This is a genomic window from Guptibacillus sedimenti (genome assembly GCF_028610665.1).
Taxonomy (GTDB): domain Bacteria; phylum Bacillota; class Bacilli; order Bacillales; family Guptibacillaceae; genus Guptibacillus; species Guptibacillus sedimenti.
Genome location: NZ_JAQQWV010000011.1, coordinates 1 through 24,188 on the forward strand (window position 1 = coordinate 1; position 24,188 = coordinate 24,188).

The window sequence follows — 24,188 nt, forward strand, 5'->3', positions numbered from 1 at the left end:
CGCTAAGATCAGGGAGCAAGCTCCCATCTCTTCGCTCGACTTGCATGTATTAGGCACGCCGCCAGCGTTCGTCCTGAGCCAGGATCAAACTCTCCGATAGAAAGCTTAATCTAGCTTTTAAAACAATGTTTTGTTTCCGTAGAAACAACTACTTACATGGCGTTTCGTTCAGTTTTCAAAGAGCAATTCGTTTCTTTCAATGTCGTTTTCAGCGACTTTATTAATATACCATATTAACTTAGTTGGCGTCAACAACTTTTTTTGAAATTGTTTTTCGTGTCAACCGCGTTGTTGCGGCGACCTATATAACTATATCAGGGTTGTCTTAGTAACGCAACCTTTTTTCAAATCTTTTTTTTAAAAGATTTATTCCCTCCTGATGCCTTGTGTATTGTAATGAAATCATTGTACTGAGACCTCCCTAAGACATACATTTATTTGAACAACCTTCGACACAGAGTCTTCCACTGAAAGATGGAAACAAAGACAAAAAAAGAATGAAGCTCGATGAACGAACTTCATTCTTAATCTTTTATCGCTCCGTATTTCTCATCTGTGGAAATAGAAGAACATCTCTAATGGAAGGAGAATTCGTTAATAGCATAACGAGACGATCAATTCCAATACCTAGACCGCCGGTTGGTGGTAAGCCATACTCTAGCGCTTCAATAAAGTCATGGTCCATCATATGCGCCTCATCATTACCTTGCTCGCGCTCCACTAATTGCGCTTCAAACCGTTCTCTCTGATCAATTGGATCATTAAGCTCAGTAAAGGCATTTGCATGTTCACGAGCTACGATGAACAACTCAAAACGATCTGTAAAACGACCGTCTTCAGGGTTTTTCTTAGCAAGAGGTGAAATCGCAACAGGATGGCCGAAGACAAATGTCGGTTGAATTAGCGTGTCTTCTACTTTCTGTTCAAAGAATTCATTCACAACATGACCAAATTCCATTGTTTCTTTTACGTCTACACCATGTTCTTTTGCAAGACTCCGCGCTTCTTCATCCGTCATTTCTTTCCAGAAATCAACGCCAGTTATTTCTTTAACCGCATCAACCATATGAACTCTCTTCCATTCTGGTTCAAGATTGATTTCCTCTTCCCCATACTGGATAGTTGTTGAGCCTGTAACTTCTTTCGCGATATGAGCTACCATTTCCTCGGTCAACGTCATTACATCTTTATAGTCCGCGTAAGCTTCATACAGTTCGAGCATTGTAAATTCAGGGTTATGCCTAGTCGATACACCCTCGTTTCGGAAAACACGTCCAATTTCATAGACGCGCTCCATACCACCCACAATTAAACGCTTAAGATGAAGCTCAATAGCAATACGCATGTAAAGCTCCATATCAAGTGCATTATGATGAGTGACGAACGGACGTGCCGAGGCCCCTCCTGGAATGGAATGCATCATTGGTGTTTCCACCTCAAGAAAGCCTTGATCATCAAGGTAGCGGCGCATCGATTGAATGATACGACTTCTAGCAATAAAGGTTTCTTTTGATTCTGGACTCATAATCAAATCAAGGTAACGCTGACGGTACCGTTGTTCAACATCTTTTAAACCATGGAATTTATCAGGTAGCGGACGAAGTGACTTCGAAAGCAAATGAAGGTCGTTAACCTTTACGGAGAGCTCCCCCACTTTTGTTTTAAATGCCTCACCGCTTACTCCGATGATATCTCCAATATCCATAGAATCAAAAAGATCATATTGCTCATCTCCAACAGTATCTTTTCTAATATAGAGCTGGATTTGACCAGTTAGATCCTGTATATGTGTGAAGCCAGCTTTTCCTTTTCCACGTTTAGTCATAATTCTACCAGCTAACGAAACGGTTTTATTTTGTTCAGCTAGTTCTTCTTTTGTGAAAGAATCAAATTCTTCTAGCATTTTGCTAGCAGTATGAGAACGATCAAATCGATGTCCGAATGGATCAATGTTGTTCTCTTTTAGCACATCAAGCTTTTCTCTTCTTACTTTTAGAAGGTCATTCAATTCAAGCTCCTGACTCATCTCTATCACTCCTGTCAAATCTATGTTTATCCCGCTATAACTTTATCGGAAAGCAATATGAATAGCAAGCCTTCCCATATATAAAATCAATGACAAATGCGCCGGGTGTATCATGACATATATGAAGAAAACTGCCAGTATCCATTACTGGCAGTCCGTTATTTCCTAGATGTAGTATAGGAAATGCTAGTTAGAAAGTCAAACCGCCTGTTTCGCTTCCAATTCTTCAATAAATCCGTACAGTAGTTCAGCTACACCGTTTCTTGTATTCGTTTCATTAACTTTATTCCTTATTGTCCCATTACCGCGAATTCCTTTTAAATACCATGCTGCATGCTTACGCATTTCACGTACTGCGACATTTTCACCTTTTAGTGCGATGAGACGATCAAGATGGAGCATAGCGACATCTATTTTCTCACGAGGTGTTGGATCATCTAGAATCTTTCCAGTTTCAAGATATTGAACCGTACGATAAAGCATCCATGGATTTCCGAGTGCGCCTCTTCCAATCATCACTCCGTCTACTCCCGTTGTCTCAATCATTCTTTTTGCATCCTGAGGCGTCTTCACATCTCCATTCCCGATTACAGGAATAGAAACTGACTCTTTCACTTGTCGAATAATATCCCAATCCGCTTCCCCTTCATACATCTGGACGCGTGTACGGCCATGAAGTGAAACAGCTTTGCCACCTGCAGCTTCAATTGCTTTTGCATTCTCAATCGCATAAATGTGATCTTCGTCCCATCCACTACGCATTTTAACCGTAACAGGTTTTTCTACTTCCTTTGTAACAGCTGAAACCATTTCATAGATTTTATTAGGATCTAGAAGCCACTTGGCACCCGCATCACATTTTGTTATTTTCGGAACAGGGCATCCCATATTAATATCAATAATATCTGCGTTTGTCGCTTGGTCAACATAGCGAGCAGCACCAACGAGCGTATCTTTTTCGCCACCAAAGATTTGAAGACTCATTGGTTTCTCTCGATCATCTACAAAAAGCATATCCATCGTCTTCTCATTCTTGCGCAAAACAGCTTTATCGCTAACCATTTCGGCACAGACTAACCCCGCACCAAACTCTCGAGCGATTAAACGAAAAGCTGGATTACACACGCCTGCCATGGGAGCAAGTACAACGGGATTCTTTAACGAAACATCTCCTATTTTCAACATACTATCACCTCAATTCTCAATTGTGTTTTAATGGAAAAAGTTCGTCTATTGAAACTCTAAGCTTTTGTGCTACTAATTCCATAAAGTCGTTTGTTGGCTTTCGATTTCCACGCTCGATCTCCCCTAGTACGGAAACCGATACACTAAGTTCTTTTGCTAGCTGTTCCTGAGTATAACCTTTTAACTTTCGAAAAGCGCGAATACGTCTTCCGTAGATTTCCGCTTCCATAGACGTACACCTTCTTTATCTTCTATATGATTAAAATAAGAATCAATCCTCTTATTAGTAGTTGGAATAATAATATCAGGATTCAGTTCATGAAGAGGAATGATTACAAACCCTCTTTGAAGAAGTCTAGGATGTGGAACCACCAGACCCTCTGCTACAATATTTTCTTGATTATAAAGCAGGATGTCAAGGTCTATTGTTCGTGGCCCCCATCTGATATCACGCTCTCTCCCAAGAGACTGCTCAATGCCTTGGAGAATCTCAAGTAGTTGGAAAGCGTTCATCTCCGTTTCTAGCATAGCTACCATATTAAGAAACGGACCTTGCTCCGTCACTCCTATAGGGGCAGTTTCATATAAAGAAGATGTCGAAGTAATCTGTACTCCTGGGTATTCTTGCAACCTTAATAAGGAGGTTTGGATATAGCTCTCTCTATCCCCGATGTTGGAACCAATTCCAATATATACACTATTCATTTCGTTCCCTCTTCATCTCGATCGCAACAGAGTCATAATGGCCATCTATTGGTGGATCAGGTTTAATCACTTTAACCGTACACGCACGAACAATTTCAAATTGCAGAAACATCTTATCCGCTATTTCCTCAGCTACTGTTTCAACTAATTTCCTAGGCGTCCCTTCTACGATACCTTTTATAACATTATACGCATCTGCATAATTCACTGTATAGTTTAGATCATCCGATTGACTGGCATTCGAAAGATCTGCTTCGAGTGTTAGATCGACATAAAACCGTTGGCCGAGCTTATTTTCTTCAGGGAATACTCCGTGGTAACCGTAGAATTTCATTCCGTTTAGATAGATTTTATCCATCCCATTCACTCTCCTTATCCATTGAGATGAGGTTTAAGCATCGCATCCATCATACGAGCCATTCGTGCCATCTGCTTTACGTCATGAACTCTGATAATTTGTGAGCCCCGCTCAATGCCAAGACAAACAGTTGCCCCAGTTCCTTCCACCCGATCATCTGGTGGCGTATTTAAAGTCTTTGCTACGATGGATTTTCTTGATGTACCAAGCAACACAGGATATCCCAATGCAACGAATTCATCCAGCCTTCTCATTACTTCGAGATTCTGCTCATGTGTTTTGGCAAAACCAATGCCGGGATCAAGAATGATATTCTCATCTTTCACGCCTGCTAAACGAACAATCTCTACGCTTTCTTCTATATCTGCCTTTATATCAATCATGATATCACTATAGTTCATGTCGTTACGATTGTGCATTAAAATAATAGGAACTTCGTGTTCTGCAGCCACAGTAGCCATTTCTGGATCTGCTTTGGCTCCCCACACATCATTAATGATATCTGCACCAGCTAGGACCGCTTGGTTGGCAACTTCTGCTTTATACGTATCAATTGAAATAGGAACGTTAACCGCGTGACGAACTGCTTTTATAACAGGAACAACACGGCGAAGTTCTTCTTCCAACGAGACAGGAGTTGCACCAGGCCGAGTTGATTCTCCCCCAATGTCAATTAGATCTGCGCCGTCTTCAACTAGTTGGACCGCATGGGCAACTGCCTGTACCGTCGTATTATATTCTCCACCATCTGAAAATGAATCCGGAGTCGTATTCAGGATACCCATAACCCAGGTTTTTTCATTCCAGTTAATTAGCTTGTCCCGCCACTTCATCATCATTGGATGTGCTTTATGCTTATCAATTACCGTTGCCACGCAGCTCACTCCTCTTCGTACGTATGTTCTTAGTTAGTATTCCTCTCGACTCATTAATGACGTGCGATGGTGTTCATATTGAAGGATGAGCTCGTTCGTCGCAGGACCATCAAGTCCGGGCAATGGCTTTTGCTCAATTTGAAACAACGGAACGATTTCTTGAATAGAGTTTGTTACAAACACTTCATCTGCTTCAACAAGGGATTCTCTCTGGAAGCCACCTTCTCTAACGCTAATCCCCATTTTTTTCGCAACATGCACAACAAACTGTCTTGTGATTCCATTTAAAATTCCCGTCGAAAGGTCCGGGGTAAAAAGAATGCCGTTTTTAAACCAAAATAAATTCGAAACTATGCCTTCCGCTAGCCTTCCATCTTGTGATAGAAAAATGCCTTCGATTGAAGGATCACTTCCAACTTCTCTTTTCGCGAGGATATTATTTAAATAATGATGTGACTTTAACCTATATTCCCCCTCTGGAGAATTCCGCCTAAGAGAAAGAATGACACCTCGCTTTGCATTCCGAACAGGATTACCAATTGCTTTCACATAAACAATAACCGTCGGAGTTAGGTATTCATCTGTTTTAAGTCCGATTTCTCCGGCTCCCGCTGAAACGTTTAGTCGAACATACGCGTCCTTCATTTCATTGGCTTCTATCGTTTGCTTTATCTGTAATAGGAGTTCGTCATACGTATAAGGGAGTGAGATTTGAAGATTTTCAAGTGAATCACGCAGGCGCTTATAGTGATCACCGAATAAAAAAGGGTGACCTTCATAAGTTCGGAATGTCTCAAATACGCCCACACCATATAAATAACCATGATCAAAAACCGAAATAGCCGCTTCTTTCTCGTCAATTAGCTTCCCATTAATCGTTAGAAACATGGTTCTTTTCGATGCGTTTCAATAAAGTTTTTCAATATTTTTTTACCAGTACCGGTCATAATGGATTCAGGATGGAATTGAACGCCTTCGATCGCAAGTTCTTTATGACGGATCGCCATAATTTCACCCTCTGTTGTCCAGGAGCTAATCTCAAAACATTCTGGAAGAGTTTCTTTTTTTACTATTAGCGAATGATACCTCGTTGCAGTAAACGGATTCTCAAGATCTTTAAAGATTGATCTTCCATCATGATGCATCTGAGACGTTTTTCCATGCATCAGTCGATCTGCTTTTATAACATCACCACCAAATACTTGAGCAATGGATTGATGACCAAGACATACACCGAATATAGGTATGTTTCCTGCAAAATGCTCAATAACTGCCATGCTAATACCCGCTTCATTTGGACTGCATGGTCCGGGCGATACCATTATGAAGGATGGATTAAGCTCCTCGATTTCCGAGATAGTGATTTCATCATTTCGTTTCACAACAAGCTCTTCACCCATTTCACCAAGGTACTGAACCAAGTTATACGTAAATGAATCGTAATTATCAATCATTAAGATCATTCTAATTCCTCCTCTAAGCTAATCTCTGCTAGTCTCTTTTACTTCACTTAACTCTTTTGCCTTCCATAAAGCTCTTGCTTTCTTTAATGATTCTTTATACTCAGCTTCTGGATTGGAGTCAATCACTATACCTGCGCCAGCCTGGACATGCGCAATGTTATCTTTAATAACCATTGTGCGGATCGCAATATTCAACTCCATATCATCATTAAATCCTATCCATCCAATAGAACCAGTGTAAACCCCACGGCGCACAGGCTCAAGTTCTTCAATAATTTCCATCGTTCTGATCTTTGGAGCACCCGTAATCGTACCACCTGGAAATGTGGCTTTAATAGCATCAAAAGCGGTTGCTTCTTTTGAAGAAGTACCACGCACGTTGGAAACGATATGCTGCACGTGTGAATATTTCTCAATCACCATAAACTCATCTACTTCAACCGTGCCGTATTCACATACACGTCCAAGATCATTGCGTTCAAGGTCAACAAGCATTACATGTTCAGCACGTTCTTTTTCATTTTCGATGAGCGTACGAGCAAGCTTTTGATCCTCTTCATCATTCTTCCCCCGTGAACGCGTACCAGCGATTGGCCTAGTACTCAATTCTACGCCCTTTTTCTTGATTAGAAGCTCCGGAGATGCACTAACAAGATCGAATGTATCGGTATGGATAAACGACATGTACGGTGAAGGATTAATAGTTCTAAGCGTTTCATATATCGAAACAGGATCAGAATGGAGTGTCCTGGATTCTCTAAGTGAAAGATTTACTTGAAAAACGTCTCCAGCCGATATATATGCTTGTATCTTTTGAACAGCTGACGAAAAGGCGTGCTGATCCATTGAAAATAACTGTCTTGCTTCTTTTGAAAAAGAAGAAGAGTTTAACGGTCTTGTTACGTCCTGTTTCGTCCACTTTCGTTTATACGTTTTCAGACGCTGTTCAGCTTCATATTCCTGACCATTTGGAGCCTGTGAAATGAACCACAGCTTTTCTGATAAATGATCATACACGCCAACATCTTCATAAACGATGAAGAAAAGTTCCGGTAATTTGAGATCATCAGCTGCTAGCTGTGGTAGTTTTTCAATTTGGCGAACAATATCATAACTAAGATACCCCATGGCACCGCCTTGAAAGTCCGGTAAAGACTCGTCATTGATCCCCACATGACGCTGCATCCATTCTTGCATTAACTCTAATAAATTGCCGTCTAAGTATTTAGGATCTTTTCCTTCCTCTATAATTGTTAGAGAATTACCATATCCAATAAGCGAAGCAATCGGCTTGATTCCAAACATACTATATCGACCACCACGTGTACTATCCAATAAGATATGCTCTTCACATTCTTCGGCGAATGATTTATATCGTGAAAACCACTCATCCGCGCTTAACTCGAGTGTTTCATAAATCGAATGACGCGTGGTTTTCTCTAGCTGTTCTGGCAAACTGTTCACACCCTATCAAAAGCTTAAGCATACGCTGCCGCTCAGTTTATGCCTCTATTCTACATGAAGTTCCCTTACGCTTCATCCTTTTTATCCTCCCCAAACACTTTCAAATACTCAATTAGAAATACTTACCTATTCTATTACTTAAAATAGAAAAGCAGCCCTTATAAGGACTGCTTTTCGCGCTTTTTATTCATCATCGAATTGAAACAGTGGTGTACTTAGGTAACGTTCCCCATTACTTGGAATGACAGCAAGAACTTTTTTACCTTTACCAAGCTTCTTAGCTACTTCAAGCGCTGCATAAATTGCAGCACCTGAAGAAATACCGCCTAGAATACCTTCTTCTCTTGCTGCTTTTCTAGCCCACTCAAAAGCTTGATCGTTTTGAACTTGAATGACTTCATCATAGACATCCGTATTCAGAACCGCAGGTACAAATCCAGCACCAATCCCTTGAATCTTATGAGGGCCAGGTTTACCACCAGATAAAATAGGCGAGTCGGTTGGCTCTACAGCGTAAAGCTTAACTGACGGAAAGTGCTTTTTCAATACTTCACCTGCACCTGTAATTGTTCCACCAGTACCAATACCCGCAACAAATCCATCAAGCTGGTCCATCTGTTCAACAATCTCTTGACCCGTTGTACGGCGATGCACGTCAGGATTCGCTTCATTTTTAAATTGTTGGGGCATGAAATACCCGTGCTCTTTTGCTAACTCCTCGGATTTGCGAATAGCTCCGCCCATACCTTCAGAGCCAGGAGTAAGAACAAGCTTTGCTCCGTATGCTTTCAATAGGTTACGTCGCTCCATACTCATCGTATCAGGCATAACGAGAACAGCCTGGTAGCCTTTTGCTGCTGCAACCATTGCAAGACCAATTCCCGTATTACCACTTGTAGGCTCTACAAAAGTATCTCCGGGCTTTAATTCGCCCTTTTCTTCAGCTGCTTCAATCATTGCAAGGGCAATACGATCTTTCACGCTGCTTCCAGGATTCATAAATTCAAGCTTTAAGTATACCTCTGCGTGGCCCTCATCAGCGATGCGGTTAAGTTTCACAATAGGTGTTTGACCGATTAGATCTGTAATTGAATTTGCTATTCTCATCGTCGCGCCTCCTCAAACCCGAGTGTTTTTATAGGGATTATCTAACCTAAAGAATATCACCACTAAACTTATCTGTCAATTTGAACCTTTTATACTTTGCTTTCAGCGTATAACTCTTGAAGTTCTTCTTTTGAAAAGTGGTAGTGGGCATTACAGAAGTGACAAGCAGTTTCTGCTTCTCCATCTTCCTCAATTATATTATTAATTTCTTCTTTTCCAAGTCCCATAATCCCATTTGAGAAACGCTCTTTCGAACAGCTACACTCAAATTGCACAGGCATGTTGTCGATGATTTTAATATTTTCTTCTCCAAGAAGAGCGTACAAAATCTCTTCTGGCGTTTTTCCAGATTCGATTAATTTTGAAATTGGCGGAATCGCTTCAATTCGCTTCTCAATAAAACGGATGGTTTCCTCACCAGCGCCAGGAAGCAATTGAATCATAAAACCTCCAGCTGCAAGGATCGTGTTATCCGGATTTACAAGGACACCAACGCCAACTGCTGAAGGTACTTGCTCTGAAGTAACAAGATAATACGTAAAATCTTCTCCTAATTCGCCAGATACAATCGGAACTTGCCCTGTAAATTTCTCGCGCATGCCAATATCTTTCACCACTGATAGAAAGCCGTCGCGTCCTACCGCTTGAGCCACATCGAGCTTCCCTTGATCATTTAAATCAAAGTGAACGTGTGGGTTGCTGACATACCCGCGTGTTTCACCTTTGGCATTCGCGTCCACAATAATAGCGCCGATCGGGCCCCCACCTTCAATTTTTACCGTAATTTTTTCTTCTCCTTTTAGTCCAGTAGCCATCATTGTCGATGCTGTCATGGCGCGCCCAAGCGCAGCAGATGCAGTTGGCCAAGTCGTATGACGTCGCTGTGCCTCCGCAACCATTTCTGTACTAGATATCGCATAAGCCCTTACATTACCATCGAATGCAAGTGCTTTAATTAAATAATCGTTCATTACTTTGTAGCTCCTTTCACTAATGGGCAATTGCCCACTTACACGATACATTATTTTTTCAAGAACTTCCATTATGAGCAACTGGGTCTAGAATGTAAGAACATCCTTGCATTAAAAGTCGTGATTTCATTACTTTTCCCTTGATCACTTTAAACTTTCTTATGTTATTACATTTCTCGAGAAAGTGGCGAGAGATCAAGACAACTGTTTATTGAAATGCCTATTATTCATAATTTCCCCAAAAACGTCAAATGAAAAACGCATCCCTTTTATCGGTATGCGTTTAACTCTTCTTTGTTCTTATTATAGATAAAATGCAAACCTTTCAGCGTCAAGAATGGGTCGACCACATCTATAAGGTCGCATTCCTCCGCAATTAGAGAAGCGAGTCCCCCGGTAGCAATAACAGTTGGTTCTTTAGGAGAATGCTTTTTCATACGAGAAACGATTCCTTCTACTTGACCAACATAACCATAAAGCGTCCCGCTCTGCATCGCGCTCACCGTGTTTTTCCCAACAATATGGTTTGGCTTTGCGATTTCAATACGCGGTAGTTTCGCTGCATGCATGTAAAGCGCTTCTGTTGATATGTTAATGCCAGGCGCAATCGCTCCGCCCACATATTGTTTTTGTTCATCAATATAGCAGTACGTTGTGGCGGTTCCAAAGTCAACAATAATAAGAGGCGCTCCATATAGATGAATGCCTGCTACAGCATTGACGATCCGATCGGCCCCTACTTCTTTTGGGTTATCATACTTTATATTGAGTCCAGTCTTAATTCCAGGACCGATAACTAACGGTTTGTGGTGAAAATACTTCTGGCACATACGCTCAAGAGCGAACATGATTGGCGGCACAACAGATGAGATGATAATGCCTTCTACATCATCAAACGAAAGTTCTTCATGAGAAAAAAGACCTTTGATGACCATTGCGTATTCATCTTCTGTCTGCTTTCTGCTTGTCCCCATTCGCCAGTGGTGGGTTAACTCTTCACCTTCATACACACCGAGAACAATATTTGTATTTCCTACATCAAGCACAAGTATCATATTATCACCTTATTTAAAAATTTAACTTCGGTAACACTCTCTATAGTTATACCACACATTGGATTCAAAAACGAAGGTCTTTTTTGAAAACGGTTTCCGATTCTGTAAAGGGATAGAAAAAGCAGGATGTCATTGTCGACATCCTGCATTAGCATAACCTTATTCTTGCTCTTCATTTGTTTCAGGATTTTCTTCCTTCTTAGAGATGTTTACTTTCACATCTTCAGAACTAGCAGTAGCATGGTGACCTTCAGGAAGTTTTCCATCTTCAACAAGAGAGCGGATCTGTTCAGCATCAAGCGTTTCGATATCTTTTAGCGTTTCAGCAACAAGATTTAACTTATCCTGATTTTCTAAGAGAATCTCACGACAGCGAGTGTACGCTGATTTAATGATGCTTTGAACTTCTAAATCAATCTCATTGGCGAATGAATCGCTATAATTCTGCTCATTTTGAATATCACGCCCAAGGAATACATTGCCTCCCTGACCTGAACCAAACTGCATTGGACCTAGCTTTTCACTCATACCATATTCCGTAACCATGCTACGGGCAATAGCTGTGGCACGTTGGAAGTCATTACTCGCTCCAGTACTTGCTTCACCGAAGGTAATTTCTTCTGCTACACGACCACCGAGTAAACCAATGATTTTATCAATCAATTCTGGTTTCGTCATTAAGTAACGATCTTCCTTAGGAAGTGTTACCGCGTAACCACCAGCCTGTCCACGGGGAACAATAGTAACCTTATGAACAATATCGGCATTATCAAGCTGTGTACCAATAATCGTGTGACCTGCTTCGTGATAAGCAACGATGTTTTTCTCTTTTTCAGAGATCACGCGGCTTTTCTTAGCAGGACCAGCAATAACGCGGTCTGTCGCTTCATCAATATCGTTCATATCAACCTTTTTCTTGTTATGACGAGCAGCTACAAGAGCAGCTTCGTTCAACAAGTTCTCAAGGTCTGCACCAGAGAATCCTGGTGTACGCATCGCGATCGTTTTTAAATCAACTTCATCGCTTAACGGTTTGTTGCGTGCATGTACTTTAAGGACAGCTTCACGACCATTTACATCGGGACGGTTAACCGGAATTTGACGGTCAAAACGTCCTGGACGAAGAAGTGCCGGATCAAGAATATCAGGACGGTTTGTAGCTGCAACGATGATAATTCCTTCATTTGCACTAAAGCCATCCATTTCTACGAGAAGTTGGTTAAGCGTCTGTTCACGCTCATCGTGACCGCCACCAAGACCGGCACCACGTTGACGACCAACTGCATCAATCTCATCAATAAAGATAATACAAGGTGCGTTCTTCTTCGCATTTTCGAATAGGTCACGTACACGAGATGCACCGACACCAACGAACATTTCTACGAAATCAGAACCAGAAATGGAGAAGAACGGAACGCCTGCTTCACCAGCAACTGCTCGTGCTAGCAACGTTTTACCTGTACCTGGAGGTCCTACAAGTAGAACACCCTTTGGAATACGGGCACCAACTGCAGCAAACTTACGAGGATCCTTCAAGAACTCAACGACCTCGACAAGCTCTTGCTTCTCTTCATCAGCACCAGCTACGTCTTTAAAAGTGACTTTCTTTTTCTCTTCGCTGTATAACTTCGCTTTACTCTTACCAAAGTTCATAACACGGCCACCGCCGCCTTGAGCCTGGTTAAGAAGGAAGAAGAACAGAATGAAGATAATTACGAAAGGAATGATACTTGTTAGAAATGTAACCCAACCGCTTTGTTCAGGAGCTGGTTCTGTCGTTAACTCTACATTTCCTTCATCAGCTGCAGTTAAGATATTCTCCACAGCTCTTTCTGAGTCAGGTACATTCGTAACGAATGTATTAGCATCTTCGCTATCTTCACCGCCACCAGCTAATTGACCAGTAACCGTGTAAACCCCACGCTCAGGTTGTAACGTTAACTCTTGAATTTCACCATTATTCAATTTGGACTGAAATTCGCCGTAATCGAGGACATTTGCCTCATTGTTTGTTCCATTAAAGAAACTGACAACACCTACTACGACGAGGAAAATTAACAAATAAAATATTGTATTTCGGAAGATACGATTCATTCCTTACCTCCTCCCACGAACAGGAAACCATAGATTATCTTACCATACTGGCACAACTGACTACAACAAATTAACCTTGATAAATCTCGGGTTTAAGAATCCCGATAAACGGAAGATTACGATACCTCTCAGCGAAGTCAAGACCGTACCCAACAACAAACTCATCAGGAACAATAAATCCTGCTACATCAGGCTTAAGATCAACTTTTCTTCCAGTTGGTTTGTCAAGAAGCGTTACAATCTTAATTGACTTTGCTTTGCGGTACTTTAGAAGATCAATCAGATAACTTAGCGTTAACCCACTATCAATGATATCTTCGAGAATAAGAACGTCGCGTCCTTCTACTGAAGTATCAAGATCTTTGATGATCTTTACTTCTCCAGAAGAAACAGTTGAGTTCCCATAACTTGAAACGTCCATAAAGTCCATTTCTAGATGACAAGTCATGCGCTTTGTTAAATCACCCATGAAAGGCATTGCACCTTTAAGGACGCCAATCACAAGTGGAAAACGATCCTCATATTCATCCGAAAGCCGTTTCCCTAACTCGCGGCATTTCTCTTGAATCTGTTCTTCACTAATTAATGTTTCTTGAATTTCGTTTAACATCAGTAGTATTGCCCTCCCAACCTATGTAAGTGTTTTTTTCTCATAGTGCAAATGCACAAGCTGACTCTTTCTTGCAGACAGTGTTGCCTTTTCAGAACGGGTTACTCCAGCGACCCAGATAATTTGACCCGTTACATCCTCAACGATTGGCCAAACATCACGTTCTGAACGGTCTATTTTACGGTCGATAAAAATATCTTTTACCTTTTTCGTCCCTATCATGCCTTTTGGCTGAATTCGATCACCAGGACGTCTCGAGCGCACAACTGCTGGAAGCAAGTGTCCCTCAACAATAAGATCATTTCCCGTGAGTGATTGTGGTGCGTTTTTAACTGGAACGGCCGTAATCGTTCCGGTAGGCGTTTCCACAGAACCACATAAAGGGAGATGATACGTATACGGTTCTGGTTGCAAAAAGGTTTCAAAAGAAAAATAACAGGTGGTATAAGATTTTACCGCCCTCAATTTTAGAGGTAAATTAAGGGAAGCAGAAGGATGCTCAGAATCGAGCATTAACCGCAAATCCTCAATATGTATAGAAGAAAAAGGAGCATTGCCTCTATAAAGATAGTTTAATATTAGATGAATCACTCTTCTTTGTAAAGGAATAGGGAGGCATTGATACGCCTTGTTGTCTATCTTCACAAATTTGTCATTTTGATCAATGATCACTTTTTCTAAATGTTGCTTTGCTAACTCCACTAAAAACCCTTCATCATCTTGCATTCGCTCGCTATATAATTGGTACCTTTTGTGAACATTTGGATTCTCTTCTTTAAGAAAAGGAAGCACATGGTGGCGAAAGCGATTCCTCATATAATCATCTTTGTCATTAGATGGGTCACTTCTATAGTCCAACATATGATCGCTACAATAACGCAAAATCTGTTCCTTCGACACACAAAGAAAAGGACGAATAAGGTATCCTGTTGAGAAAGGACGCCTAGCAGGAATACCCGCAAGTCCTGAACTGATGCTGCCATGAACTTGTCTCATTAACATTGTTTCAACTTGGTCGTCTCCATGGTGGGCAAGTGCAAGGAGATTTGCCTGGTGTTTTTCCATCTTTTCCTTAAAAAAGTGGTAGCGACATTCCCTAGCTGCAACCTGTGTCGAGATCTGATGTTGCTCTTTATAGTGGTTTACATCAATTGTAGAAGCTTCAAAGGTGATGCCTTCCTGATGGCAGTAGTGCTTAACGAACAATAAATCCTCTGCAGACTCTTTGCCTCGTAGGCCATGATCGACATGTGCAGCAACCAACTTTAATTGGAAAGACAATGCGACATTGCCCAAATAGTGAAGTAACGCAATTGAGTCTGGTCCTCCAGAAACCCCAACGACAATTGTATCTCCATGATTGACTAGATGATGCTTATGAATAAACTGGTCGACATCTTGCAACAACCTCTGTCTTCCTCTCACTTCCTGCTTGAATTAAACAGTTATTCATTTTAGTACTATTAACCTAACGACCACGTTCTCAAACATATCTTTTTTAAAAGATGTGACCAACTAAGTATAAAGTATAGAAGAATAGAAGGAAAGCTACGAGAAGAACGGTTTCAATCCACCCTGACCGTTTTTTCTTGGCTGGAGGACGATTACGACGTGATGCGACTCGAGAATTGGCAGAGCGACTTTTATTTTTACGTACTTTCGATTTCTCTCCTCCTTGTAAAAGAACGAAGAGTTCTTGCCTCATTTCTGAAGCGTGTTGATACTTTCCGAGTAAAGCTTTGCTAAGAATCGGTTTATATTCTTTAAGAAGTTGATTATTCTCAATCTTGTTCATTAAATAGTCTTCTGTCCCTTTCTTGGGACGGTCAAACCGTTTTGGATAGCCAGCGTTTAGAACGATCATAGCTACTGAAAACAAATCATAGGAAGGCTCGGCTACCCGATTACCGAGGCCCCAATAGCCCCGATCAAAAAACTCCGTAAATTCCTTAACAGACCTTCCTATCGAGGTCGTCCCTCCCACATCAAGCCACCTCAACTTTGGAGGGGATCCTTCAACCAAAAGGTTATCCGGCTTTAAATCCCCAAAAACCCATCCTTCTCTATGAAGAGCCGAAAGGTCACGAAGCAATTGAAGCATTAAAATGCCAATCCACTCTTTTCCTCTTCGATTAATAAAAGCAAAAAGTGGTTCTCCATCAATGTATTCCATGACGTAGAAAGGATAACATTTCCCATTTCGTTCCCAATCATCGATCTCATAGAAAAACGGCCCAAGAACTGTTCCCTGGACCATCGAAAGCTGCTTTAGAACATTTACTTCTGACGTAATGGACATACTGTCAATTCCTATTTTTAAAGCTACTCTTCCTTTTATAGAGTCTGCCAAATACACTGTACCGAGAGCACCGCTCCCTAATTTTTTCATAATTTGATAGGTTTGTTTGTTCCATTTCCCGCTAATTCTTGTTCCACGGGGAACATCAGCTACTTGATTCTTCGATGTACCCGTCATCTAGCAGCCCTCTCTTTGAACGTTTATTCTGATAAGCATCAATGGCTTCTTTTAAGGCAGGACCTGTTGGCGTAATACCACCCGTTGTTAGTTTTGGGAAAATGGTATGAATATCCTTCAGTATCGGTGTCCAATCCATCAGCCTTTCTACCTGCTTCCGTTTCCCGGGAAATGCATAAAGGGCATACTCATTTTCACCAATTCTTGAATGAAGACTAATCGAAAGATCGAGCAGGGCATCTTCTACTGTTGGAAGTTTATGCTGCATACTCGCACTTGTATCAATCATAATTAACACTTCCAAATCCATGGTTTCCCCCAGTTCGTCAACCACTTCGACTACCTGCCCCCGTTTGTCAGGTGGTAAGTCTTCTATTTCTTTATCCTGACCCAAGATCGATTGCAATTCCTTATGAATAAATCCTTGAATCGTCTGGGTCATTGCTTTACGCGTTACCATTTGCACCGTATGCGATAGCTGTTTCGCATAAACTAGCTGGTGGATGCCCCCGCCAGATAAAGCGATGTTTTCTATTTCCTTTAATCCATCGGTCCGCTCATTTTCATCAAGTACACCTATTACATTAACCGTCATCCCGTGCTCTCTTGCAAGAGCAGCCATGGCCACCGGATCTTCCCCCTGATTCGAACATCCATCTGTTATTAAAAGAATCTGCCGTAGTGTTCCTTTTTTCATCTGGACTCCTCCTTTTTTGCTGTTACAAGCATCGCCTTTAGGAGGAGAGTTTATACACCCTACTGCGCCTTTTTCTTTCGAAATGATGGGGCTGAATAAATTGGGATCGTCGACCATTTCGGTACGTTTCGTTTTATTCGCGCAACAACAATTGTCATGTCGTCATCGATTCTGCCATATTCCGTTCGTATCACCTCTTCCATAATGAGGTCTGCGATTTCCTGCGGTTTATCTGTGTCCAGCTCTCGAATTTTGCGCTTCATCCAAAACTCTGGATTCTCAATATTTTTCACACCTTCATAAATGCCATCACTCATCATTATTAGTAAATCGCCAGCCTTTAATTGCTCACTTACGACCTCAACATCAAATTCAGGAATAATACCCATTGGTAGATTACCTGATTCCACCATCATTACGCGATCGCCTCGCTTTATAAAACTTGGGATAGAGCCGATCTTAAGGAACTTTGCCGAAGCATCTTGTAAATCAATCATCGCTAAATCGAGTGTAGAAAACATTTCATCGGTATTCCGTAAAGAAAGCACGGAGTTAACCGATTTAATGGCAACTGTTTCATCAATTCCAGAATGAAGAATTTTTTGGAGAAGTTGAATCGTTTCTGTGCTTTCTTGGTGCGCTCTCTCTCCATTGCCCATTCCGTCGCTAATCGCAATCGCATATTTTCCAGCACCTAATTCAATTGTTGAATGGCTATCTCCAGAAAGCCACGCTCCTCCTTTTGCTGCATTTGCTACACCCGTCTCAATCACAAAATCTTTTGCTGATCCAAAGTAAAGGTGACAAGTATCGTGCTCGTGCTCAGCACAGACTTCTCTTTTGACAATGATGTTTTCTTTTAAAATGTCTGAAAGCATCGGCGCAATTACTTTCTCTCCTTCTCCCCTTCCGCCACATGCTGGAATCTTCATCTCAATGTCGACGTTTCCTTCATCAAGACAATAAATTTCTACCTGTCCAACTTCTAAACCCATACTTTGAATCGCATCCATGATTTGTTCTTCTTGTTGATGGAGGTTATCACGTTCTTTTTGAATCTCCCTCGCAAAATCTCCCATCACATGTGAAACGCCGCGCAATTGATCTGCCACGATTTTTCTACTCTCACGAACCTGCTTTTTTAACAAGCGATTTGCGTGATAGTGACTCATCTCCTTTCCAATAATATCGATAACTTTATTGGCCTTAATGCAGTGCTTATCAAAATCTCTTTTTAAGCTATAGTTCGTTAATTCAGTTGTTTGTTCAAGTTCCTCCATAATTCCTGTCATATAACCGTATGTGGCATCAAAGTTTTTTGCCCAGCACGTTTCTTTCTTAAAACAATTTTGGCATGTTTTTTCAGTCACATGACTTAGAAAATAATCCACTTCCCTCTCAGACTGATCATCCGCTTGTATATCAGAATCCGTAAAGCTACTTGAGAGCGCTTGAAATAAATTCGAAAATTGTTCGACGCGATTGGCTGTAACGTCACGTACTTTCCGAAGGTATTGCTGTTGTTCATTGGCATGCTCAACCGTCCCTGGAATGTATTTAGAAAGTTGAGAGGTAACTTTAGATGGGGTAAAGAAAAAGAGCAATACGGCAATCACCGATTCCATCAGGTTAGGATACAAAAATTCAGGACCGCTCCCGTATAGGGCAATCAATAGTGTCCCTATAAGAAGCCCCATCCCGACGCCGACTTTCCTCCCATCCTTTAGTAACCCCCCAAGTAATCCCGAGAATGCGAGCATACTCATCTGATAGAGACTGGCAACATTAGCAAGTGCCAGAATTAATCCGGTCACTACCCCAACCGTTGAACCAATGGCCGCTCCTCCCACATAAGCAAAAATTAATACAAGATAACGAGATAAGATGTTTTCAATCGAAAATCCATAAACAACCCAACCGATCGTTCCGGTTAACATGGTTGCAAGCAAAATAATGAAGCTTATGATCTCCTCATTTTTAAGCGCCTGCGTTCTTTTCTTGATTGAAAGAATCGGTATGCTTTGAATAAATATAATGGTTAAAATCATTCCAAGCGCACCCTCTACCGCTGCTAATATCCAATTTGTATTAGCTAGAGAGCGCTCTGTCAGTAAACTCAAAATGAGTCTTCCTATCATACTTGTAGCAAATACTAGGATAGGTAGGGTCTTAACGAGAGAAAGAGAAGATAATTTCACAAAACGATTAATGATAAGAAAAACAAGAATGCCACACATAATAAATGCAGTGTTCTGTAGATTAGAAGTAGATATGGCTCCGGCTAGCAAGGCGGCGATTATCATAGGTGCACGTTCACGTCTTAGAAAAAATACAGCTCCAAAGAAAGGAATGGCGAAAGGGGTTACTTGTGTAAGAATGACGGCTCGTCCAAGTAAAAATCCTATTACAAACAGAAGTAATCCTCGTTGGAAAAGAATCGTTTCTAACCGACTTTTTGTTCCATGAATCCATTTTCCCACCCTTGATTTTGACCTCTCCATGACTAATTCGCTTTGCATTCCCCCACCTGCTTTCATTGATTCTATTTTTCACCGATCTGCTTGAAGCAGTTTGTGTAAATTATTAAACCATAATCAATTTTCGCTTTTTGTCAAAAAACAGGAGAGATATGTTAAAAACTTCTCGACTTCTTTCAGGGAAGCTTGTCAATCACGTGTAGAGAGAGGAAGAAATCTGTAAGCAAGGTGAGGGGGTTTTTTATCATCTTCAGTGAATTAACTTAAGAAAAATCTAGCTTCGCCACTCTTTTTGAAATCGTACAGTCGTTAAAAATAAAAAGGTCGAAATGTTAAAAATAAACTAGAAAAGAAATGTGATTGAAAGGGAAAAACGAGGTTTCTTTCTTCTTTTCCACCAGATAAGTGAACCATCAATTTAGATTTTCGCTCAGAACAAACTAAAAAAAGGTCCGACATTTTAGATAATGTCGGACCTTTTTAGCAAACTTTGTATATTGTAAGCATTTATATGTATAGTTATTAAAAATAAGTTGGTGACCCGTACGGGATTCGAACCCGTGATACCGCCGTGAAAGGGCGGTGTCTTAACCACTTGACCAACGGGCCAACTTATAAAAATGGTAGCGGCGGAGGGGATCGAACCCCCGACCTCACGGGTATGAACCGTACGCTCTAGCCAGCTGAGCTACACCGCCATAAGACTGTTTCTTTCTTAAGCACAAGTTATATAATACATTGCAGAAAAGTTTGTGTCAACTTGTTTTTTATATTTTTTGCATACAAACTTTCAAAACAGGGTAGGACGTTCCAGCTCATCATCTAGTTCCGAATAACACCACCATAAACAAAACCGACATGCAAGCGCATGCCGGTTTTGTTTATAGATATAGTTAGTAGACAACAAGCTCTAGCCGCGACGAGCGCCACGACCGCCTCGTTTTGACTCTGTTTGTTTCTTCAAAGTTGAAAGGCGGTCTTCACTGTCTTTAAGGAACTTGCTCATTTTATCCTCAAATGACTCTACCTGTGGACGGCCACCTCCGCGAGGCTTACCTTTGTAACCACCGCCACCGGGTCTGCCACCGCCACCTTGAGGGCGGCCTCCACCCTGTGGGCGACCTTGTGGACGACCCTGCGGACGCTCAGTTGCAGGTCGATCTTTTGCTTTCTTGATCGATAAACCAATTTTACCGTCGTTTTCAACCTGGATGACTTTAACCTCAACCTGATCGCCAACTGTAAGAAAATCATTAATATCCTTAACGTAATTGTCTGCAACTTCACTGATGTGAACGAGACCTGTTTTGCCGTCTGGTAGTTCAACAAACGCACCAAAATTTGTAATACCTGTTACCTTTCCCTGTAACTTGCTGCCTACTTCGATTGCCATGTAAAAAAAGCTCCTCCTTAAAATCTTTAAAAGATCAGTCGTACGCTAATTATACCCCTTCAAAAAACAACGTGTCAATTTGAGGAAGAAGGAAGCTTAAAGATTGTCTCACCGGGTTTTGACATAAAGTAGTCTCTTCTTGCCAATTCACCGATATAATCAAGGTCATTAAGTTTCTCAATTTCTTCAGTTAAATATTTTTCTTGCTCTTTTAATTTCGTTAATTCTTCTTCAGCCTGCTTTTGCTGTAGGTTTTTTTCTTCGATCGTTGCTGCCTGTGAAGTGAATACGGAGATAAATAGAATAGCTATGGCTAAAGCAGCTACCGCGAAAGCAGTAAGACGTCGAACAAGACCTCTTTTTCTACGTTCCTTCACTTTATCCTGTAGCTGTTTTTCTTGATGGTATTCCGAATGAACTTCCGTTACTTTAGGCTTGTGCTTATTCGCAGTAACCAAGCTTTTCCCTCCTCACTTTCGTATTTTAGTTAACCATTGGTATATGTAGTTCTTTATTTTATCGGCAACTCCTGCTACTTTTGTTAGTGATGTCTGCACCTGTTGAGGTAATAATCGCCATATTAACGAGATTGCCCACTTTAACGGTACCCAAAAAACATTAAATATAAACCAAATAATGGTTGTCATCATACTCACTATCATCATACATAAGCTAAATAGAACTTTCAATATGAACCTTAAAGGCTTGTAGATCAAATGAAGAAACAATGATTTAATAAAGCGACTGGTTGCTAGAACCACTAAAATAATTCGTTCTAACAAACGACGATATAACGGTTGAAAAAGAGCGCGATAAGCTGAATAGCCACATAATATGGCTAAAAAGACATAAAATCGGATCGCTCCTTCATTAACAAAATACAGAACATAAAAAATAAGTAGTCCCTGTAGGAGCCAAAAGACAATATCATTAGCATAGAGCAACCAATTTTTTTTCCTATTTGGATGAAGAAAACGGCTATAGGTATCCATGGCTATTCCAAGCCACACTCCCATAGCCACCATCGCAACCATCGTATAGAATTGCACCGATAATGTCATTTGAATAACTTGCTAAAGAATCCTTTAGCTTTTTCCCCTTCGTGATGGTCGAGGTAGCTCAGATCAAAAATTTTCCCTTCAATCGAGACACGTCCTTGCTCCACATTTAAATTTTTCATTTTCAAGTGCTGACCGCGTATTGCGAGAAAGCCCATGGTGGTCTCTAAAAGGAATTCCTCATTATCAAAGCTATCGACGTGCTTCACTCCAGTAATTTCAAGCGACTTACGTGACTTCATAACTAAATCGTGTTCAGGTGTGTTTGACGCTTTATCATATGTGCCGTACTCATAATAATTATCCATCGCTCTCCCCCTCTTCTCGATACATGTCTATGAAAAAGAGGTATCTTTTAGAACAAGCTATGGATAGGGATAACGGATCAGCATAAACCTTCTTCTCTTCCTAGCAAAAAAAGGACCTGGTCAGGTCCTTTTATTCACCAGCTGCTTCTTCTTTTAGGATGGTAAACATGTTATTTGCTTCTTCTTTCTTTGTCGTTTCTTTTATCTCATCCACGCGAGCCGTCACTTTTTTATGGCCAAATGAAATCACTAGCTCATCACCCGCTTTAACATTCGTGCCTGCTTTCGCTTTGTTACCATTTACTTCAATACGCCCTTTATCACAAATTTCTTTTGCGATGGATCGGCGCTTAATTAATCGTGATACTTTTAGAAATTTATCTAATCTCATTAGTTTTAACGCTCCCTATTTAATTCCTTTTTGCTTTGCTTCATTCCAGAAATAATCTAGTTCTTCAAGTGATAATTTCTCTATTTCAAGTCCTTTTTCCTTTACTCGTCTCTCAATATATTGAAAACGAGAAACAAATTTATGATTGGTGCGGTGAATGGCTACTTCTGGATCAATTTTATAGTAGCGAGCTACATTCACGAGCGCAAATAATAAGTCTCCAAGCTCGTCTTCCTGATCATGAAATGTTTTATTGTTCACAGCTTCTTTAAATTCAGTTAGTTCCTCTTGAACCTTCTCCAAAATTGGATCGACTTCATCCCAGTCGAAACCCACTTTTGCAGCTGATTTTTGTAGTTCGTTTGCTCGCATGAGACCAGGAAGGCCTTTCTGAATCGTATCAAACTGTGATGGGGCAACATCCTTTTCCTGTTCTTTCACTTGATTCCAAAGCCCTACTACTTCCTCAGCGGTTTGAACCTGTTCGTTTCCAAATACGTGTGGATGTCTTCGAATTAATTTATCGCTTAACTTTCCGATAACGTCCTCCATTGTAAACATCCCCTCATCCTCACCAATTTGAGCATGTAAGAGAACCTGAAGCAATACATCTCCTAATTCATCAGCAAGATGTTCATCGTCTTGATCGTCTATTGCTTCTAACACTTCATAAGCTTCTTCAATTAAGTATTTTTTTAATGATTCGTGCGTTTGCTTCTGATCCCAAGGACAGCCTCCAGGACCGCGTAGTCTTGCTACCACATGTCGAACCCATTCAAAATCCTGATATAAAAGCGTTGTATCCTTTACAGGAGGAACGTATACTGCCGTCAAGTTATTAACTTCCATTGACCGGTCTAACTCGAACAAGGGTACTGTCATTATTTTCTCGTCCTGACTCCCGGCTGCTTGTAGAACAGTCACCTCGTAATCATCAGGCAAAAGCTCCATTAAGGTTAATTTAACACTTGAAGCAGTGAATTGATCATAAACCTGTACAAATATTAAATGATTCCGTACTTGAACCTCAGATTTCGTAAACCGCGTGGCATCGAGAATCTGACAGCCTTCAATTGGATCGATTCGAACCGCAGTAAATAGATCATCAAGGAAACTTTGTCCTCCAGCAACAATCACTTCAACACCATGCTGAGCTTGCTCCTCTAAGAGGAGCTGTACAGTCGCCTCAGCCATCATTGGATGTCCAGGAACAGCATAAATGAGAGAGCCCTGTTGTGCCTCTTCAAATAGACGGTCAACAATGGTGCGGTACGTTTCCTCAAAAGAATCATTACTTTCATAAATGTCGTCAAAACCTGTCACCACAAGCCCTTCACTCATTAACTCTCTAAGGACAGGGTGATCAAGCGTTCTTGCAAAAATTCGATCAGCAGACTTCAGCTTCCGATAGCTGCCGAGAGAGAGCTGAGTAAGGTCTCCCGCTCCAGTTCCAATAATTGTAATACTCGCCATCG

At 41.0% G+C, this 24,188-nt stretch carries 24 protein-coding genes, 2 tRNA genes and 1 rRNA gene; all 27 read right to left on the reverse strand.

Annotation, left to right across the window (positions count from 1 at the left end; all coding sequences use genetic code 11):
* Positions 1–100, reverse strand: a 16S ribosomal RNA gene (locus tag PQ578_RS21150); the annotation flags it as partial.
* 432 nt (positions 101–532) lie between these two features.
* The gene (lysS, locus tag PQ578_RS21155; protein ID WP_273837067.1) at positions 533–2,026 is read right to left on the reverse strand and encodes a lysine--tRNA ligase; all 1,494 of its coding nucleotides are present in this window, start codon (positions 2,024–2,026) and stop codon (positions 533–535) included.
* Between the two features lie 198 nt (positions 2,027–2,224).
* Positions 2,225–3,211 (reverse strand): tRNA dihydrouridine synthase DusB, encoded by a 987-nt coding sequence (gene dusB / locus PQ578_RS21160; protein WP_160921593.1) that lies wholly within the window; start codon positions 3,209–3,211, stop codon positions 2,225–2,227.
* 16 nt (positions 3,212–3,227) lie between these two features.
* On the reverse strand, positions 3,228–3,440 hold the full coding sequence (locus tag PQ578_RS21165; RefSeq protein WP_273837070.1) for a helix-turn-helix domain-containing protein: 213 nt from the start codon (positions 3,438–3,440) through the stop codon (positions 3,228–3,230).
* Positions 3,392–3,916 carry a 2-amino-4-hydroxy-6-hydroxymethyldihydropteridine diphosphokinase gene (folK, locus tag PQ578_RS21170; RefSeq protein ID WP_273837072.1) on the reverse strand — a complete coding sequence of 175 codons (525 nt, stop codon included), beginning with the start codon at positions 3,914–3,916 and terminating at the stop codon, positions 3,392–3,394. Before folK ends, PQ578_RS21165 begins: the two co-directional genes overlap by 49 nt.
* Positions 3,909–4,274, reverse strand: coding sequence for a dihydroneopterin aldolase (gene folB, locus PQ578_RS21175; RefSeq protein WP_098445941.1), 366 nt, complete (start codon positions 4,272–4,274; stop codon positions 3,909–3,911). Before folB ends, folK begins: the two co-directional genes overlap by 8 nt.
* A gap of 14 nt (positions 4,275–4,288) precedes the next feature.
* Positions 4,289–5,107, reverse strand: coding sequence for a dihydropteroate synthase (folP, locus tag PQ578_RS21180; RefSeq protein WP_420541612.1), 819 nt, complete (start codon positions 5,105–5,107; stop codon positions 4,289–4,291).
* A gap of 75 nt (positions 5,108–5,182) precedes the next feature.
* Positions 5,183–6,037: an aminodeoxychorismate lyase gene (gene pabC, locus PQ578_RS21185; protein ID WP_273837074.1), complete on the reverse strand. Its 855-nt coding sequence runs from the start codon at positions 6,035–6,037 to the stop codon at positions 5,183–5,185.
* A complete protein-coding gene (gene pabA, locus PQ578_RS21190) occupies positions 6,028–6,612 on the reverse strand; it encodes an aminodeoxychorismate/anthranilate synthase component II (RefSeq protein ID WP_273837076.1) in 585 nt (194 codons plus the stop codon). The genes pabC and pabA overlap by 10 nt, the downstream gene beginning before the upstream one ends.
* A gap of 18 nt (positions 6,613–6,630) precedes the next feature.
* On the reverse strand, positions 6,631–8,031 hold the full coding sequence (locus PQ578_RS21195) for an anthranilate synthase component I family protein (protein ID WP_273837144.1): 1,401 nt from the start codon (positions 8,029–8,031) through the stop codon (positions 6,631–6,633).
* A 228-nt stretch (positions 8,032–8,259) separates the two neighbouring features.
* The gene (cysK, locus tag PQ578_RS21200) at positions 8,260–9,183 is read right to left on the reverse strand and encodes a cysteine synthase A (RefSeq protein WP_273837077.1); all 924 of its coding nucleotides are present in this window, start codon (positions 9,181–9,183) and stop codon (positions 8,260–8,262) included.
* 89 nt (positions 9,184–9,272) lie between these two features.
* On the reverse strand, positions 9,273–10,154 hold the full coding sequence (hslO, locus tag PQ578_RS21205; RefSeq protein WP_273837080.1) for an Hsp33 family molecular chaperone HslO: 882 nt from the start codon (positions 10,152–10,154) through the stop codon (positions 9,273–9,275).
* 269 nt (positions 10,155–10,423) lie between these two features.
* The gene (locus PQ578_RS21210; protein ID WP_160921611.1) at positions 10,424–11,209 is read right to left on the reverse strand and encodes a type III pantothenate kinase; all 786 of its coding nucleotides are present in this window, start codon (positions 11,207–11,209) and stop codon (positions 10,424–10,426) included.
* Positions 11,210–11,368: 159 nt separating this feature from the next.
* Positions 11,369–13,303, reverse strand: a complete 1,935-nt coding sequence (gene ftsH / locus PQ578_RS21215; RefSeq protein ID WP_273837085.1) for an ATP-dependent zinc metalloprotease FtsH — start codon at positions 13,301–13,303, stop codon at positions 11,369–11,371.
* Positions 13,304–13,373: 70 nt separating this feature from the next.
* Complete coding sequence (gene hpt / locus PQ578_RS21220; RefSeq protein ID WP_098445932.1) at positions 13,374–13,913, reverse strand: hypoxanthine phosphoribosyltransferase; 540 nt, start codon at positions 13,911–13,913, stop codon at positions 13,374–13,376.
* 21 nt (positions 13,914–13,934) lie between these two features.
* Positions 13,935–15,320 (reverse strand): tRNA lysidine(34) synthetase TilS, encoded by a 1,386-nt coding sequence (gene tilS, locus PQ578_RS21225; protein WP_273837086.1) that lies wholly within the window; start codon positions 15,318–15,320, stop codon positions 13,935–13,937.
* A gap of 91 nt (positions 15,321–15,411) precedes the next feature.
* Complete coding sequence (locus PQ578_RS21230; protein ID WP_098445930.1) at positions 15,412–16,389, reverse strand: protein kinase domain-containing protein; 978 nt, start codon at positions 16,387–16,389, stop codon at positions 15,412–15,414.
* Positions 16,358–17,086 (reverse strand): VWA domain-containing protein, encoded by a 729-nt coding sequence (locus PQ578_RS21235; protein WP_273837088.1) that lies wholly within the window; start codon positions 17,084–17,086, stop codon positions 16,358–16,360. Before PQ578_RS21235 ends, PQ578_RS21230 begins: the two co-directional genes overlap by 32 nt.
* Before the next feature lie 59 nt (positions 17,087–17,145).
* Positions 17,146–19,605: a stage II sporulation protein E gene (spoIIE, locus tag PQ578_RS21240; protein WP_273837089.1), complete on the reverse strand. Its 2,460-nt coding sequence runs from the start codon at positions 19,603–19,605 to the stop codon at positions 17,146–17,148.
* 492 nt (positions 19,606–20,097) lie between these two features.
* Positions 20,098–20,172, reverse strand: a tRNA-Glu gene (locus PQ578_RS21245).
* A 12-nt stretch (positions 20,173–20,184) separates the two neighbouring features.
* Positions 20,185–20,261: transfer RNA gene (locus PQ578_RS21250), tRNA-Met, on the reverse strand.
* A gap of 212 nt (positions 20,262–20,473) precedes the next feature.
* Positions 20,474–20,956 (reverse strand): S1 domain-containing RNA-binding protein, encoded by a 483-nt coding sequence (locus PQ578_RS21255; RefSeq protein WP_098445927.1) that lies wholly within the window; start codon positions 20,954–20,956, stop codon positions 20,474–20,476.
* 74 nt (positions 20,957–21,030) lie between these two features.
* On the reverse strand, positions 21,031–21,414 hold the full coding sequence (locus PQ578_RS21260; protein ID WP_098445926.1) for an FtsB family cell division protein: 384 nt from the start codon (positions 21,412–21,414) through the stop codon (positions 21,031–21,033).
* A gap of 12 nt (positions 21,415–21,426) precedes the next feature.
* Positions 21,427–22,017 (reverse strand): spore cortex biosynthesis protein YabQ, encoded by a 591-nt coding sequence (gene yabQ / locus PQ578_RS21265; protein ID WP_273837091.1) that lies wholly within the window; start codon positions 22,015–22,017, stop codon positions 21,427–21,429.
* Entirely contained in the window at positions 22,014–22,322 is a 309-nt protein-coding gene (gene yabP, locus PQ578_RS21270; protein WP_159780784.1) for a sporulation protein YabP, read from the reverse strand. The genes yabQ and yabP overlap by 4 nt, the downstream gene beginning before the upstream one ends.
* 130 nt (positions 22,323–22,452) lie before the next feature.
* Positions 22,453–22,713 (reverse strand): RNA-binding S4 domain-containing protein, encoded by a 261-nt coding sequence (locus PQ578_RS21275; RefSeq protein WP_098445923.1) that lies wholly within the window; start codon positions 22,711–22,713, stop codon positions 22,453–22,455.
* Between the two features lie 15 nt (positions 22,714–22,728).
* Positions 22,729–24,186 carry a bifunctional methyltransferase/pyrophosphohydrolase YabN gene (gene yabN / locus PQ578_RS21280; protein WP_273837092.1) on the reverse strand — a complete coding sequence of 486 codons (1,458 nt, stop codon included), beginning with the start codon at positions 24,184–24,186 and terminating at the stop codon, positions 22,729–22,731.
* Positions 24,187–24,188 lie beyond the last annotated feature (2 nt).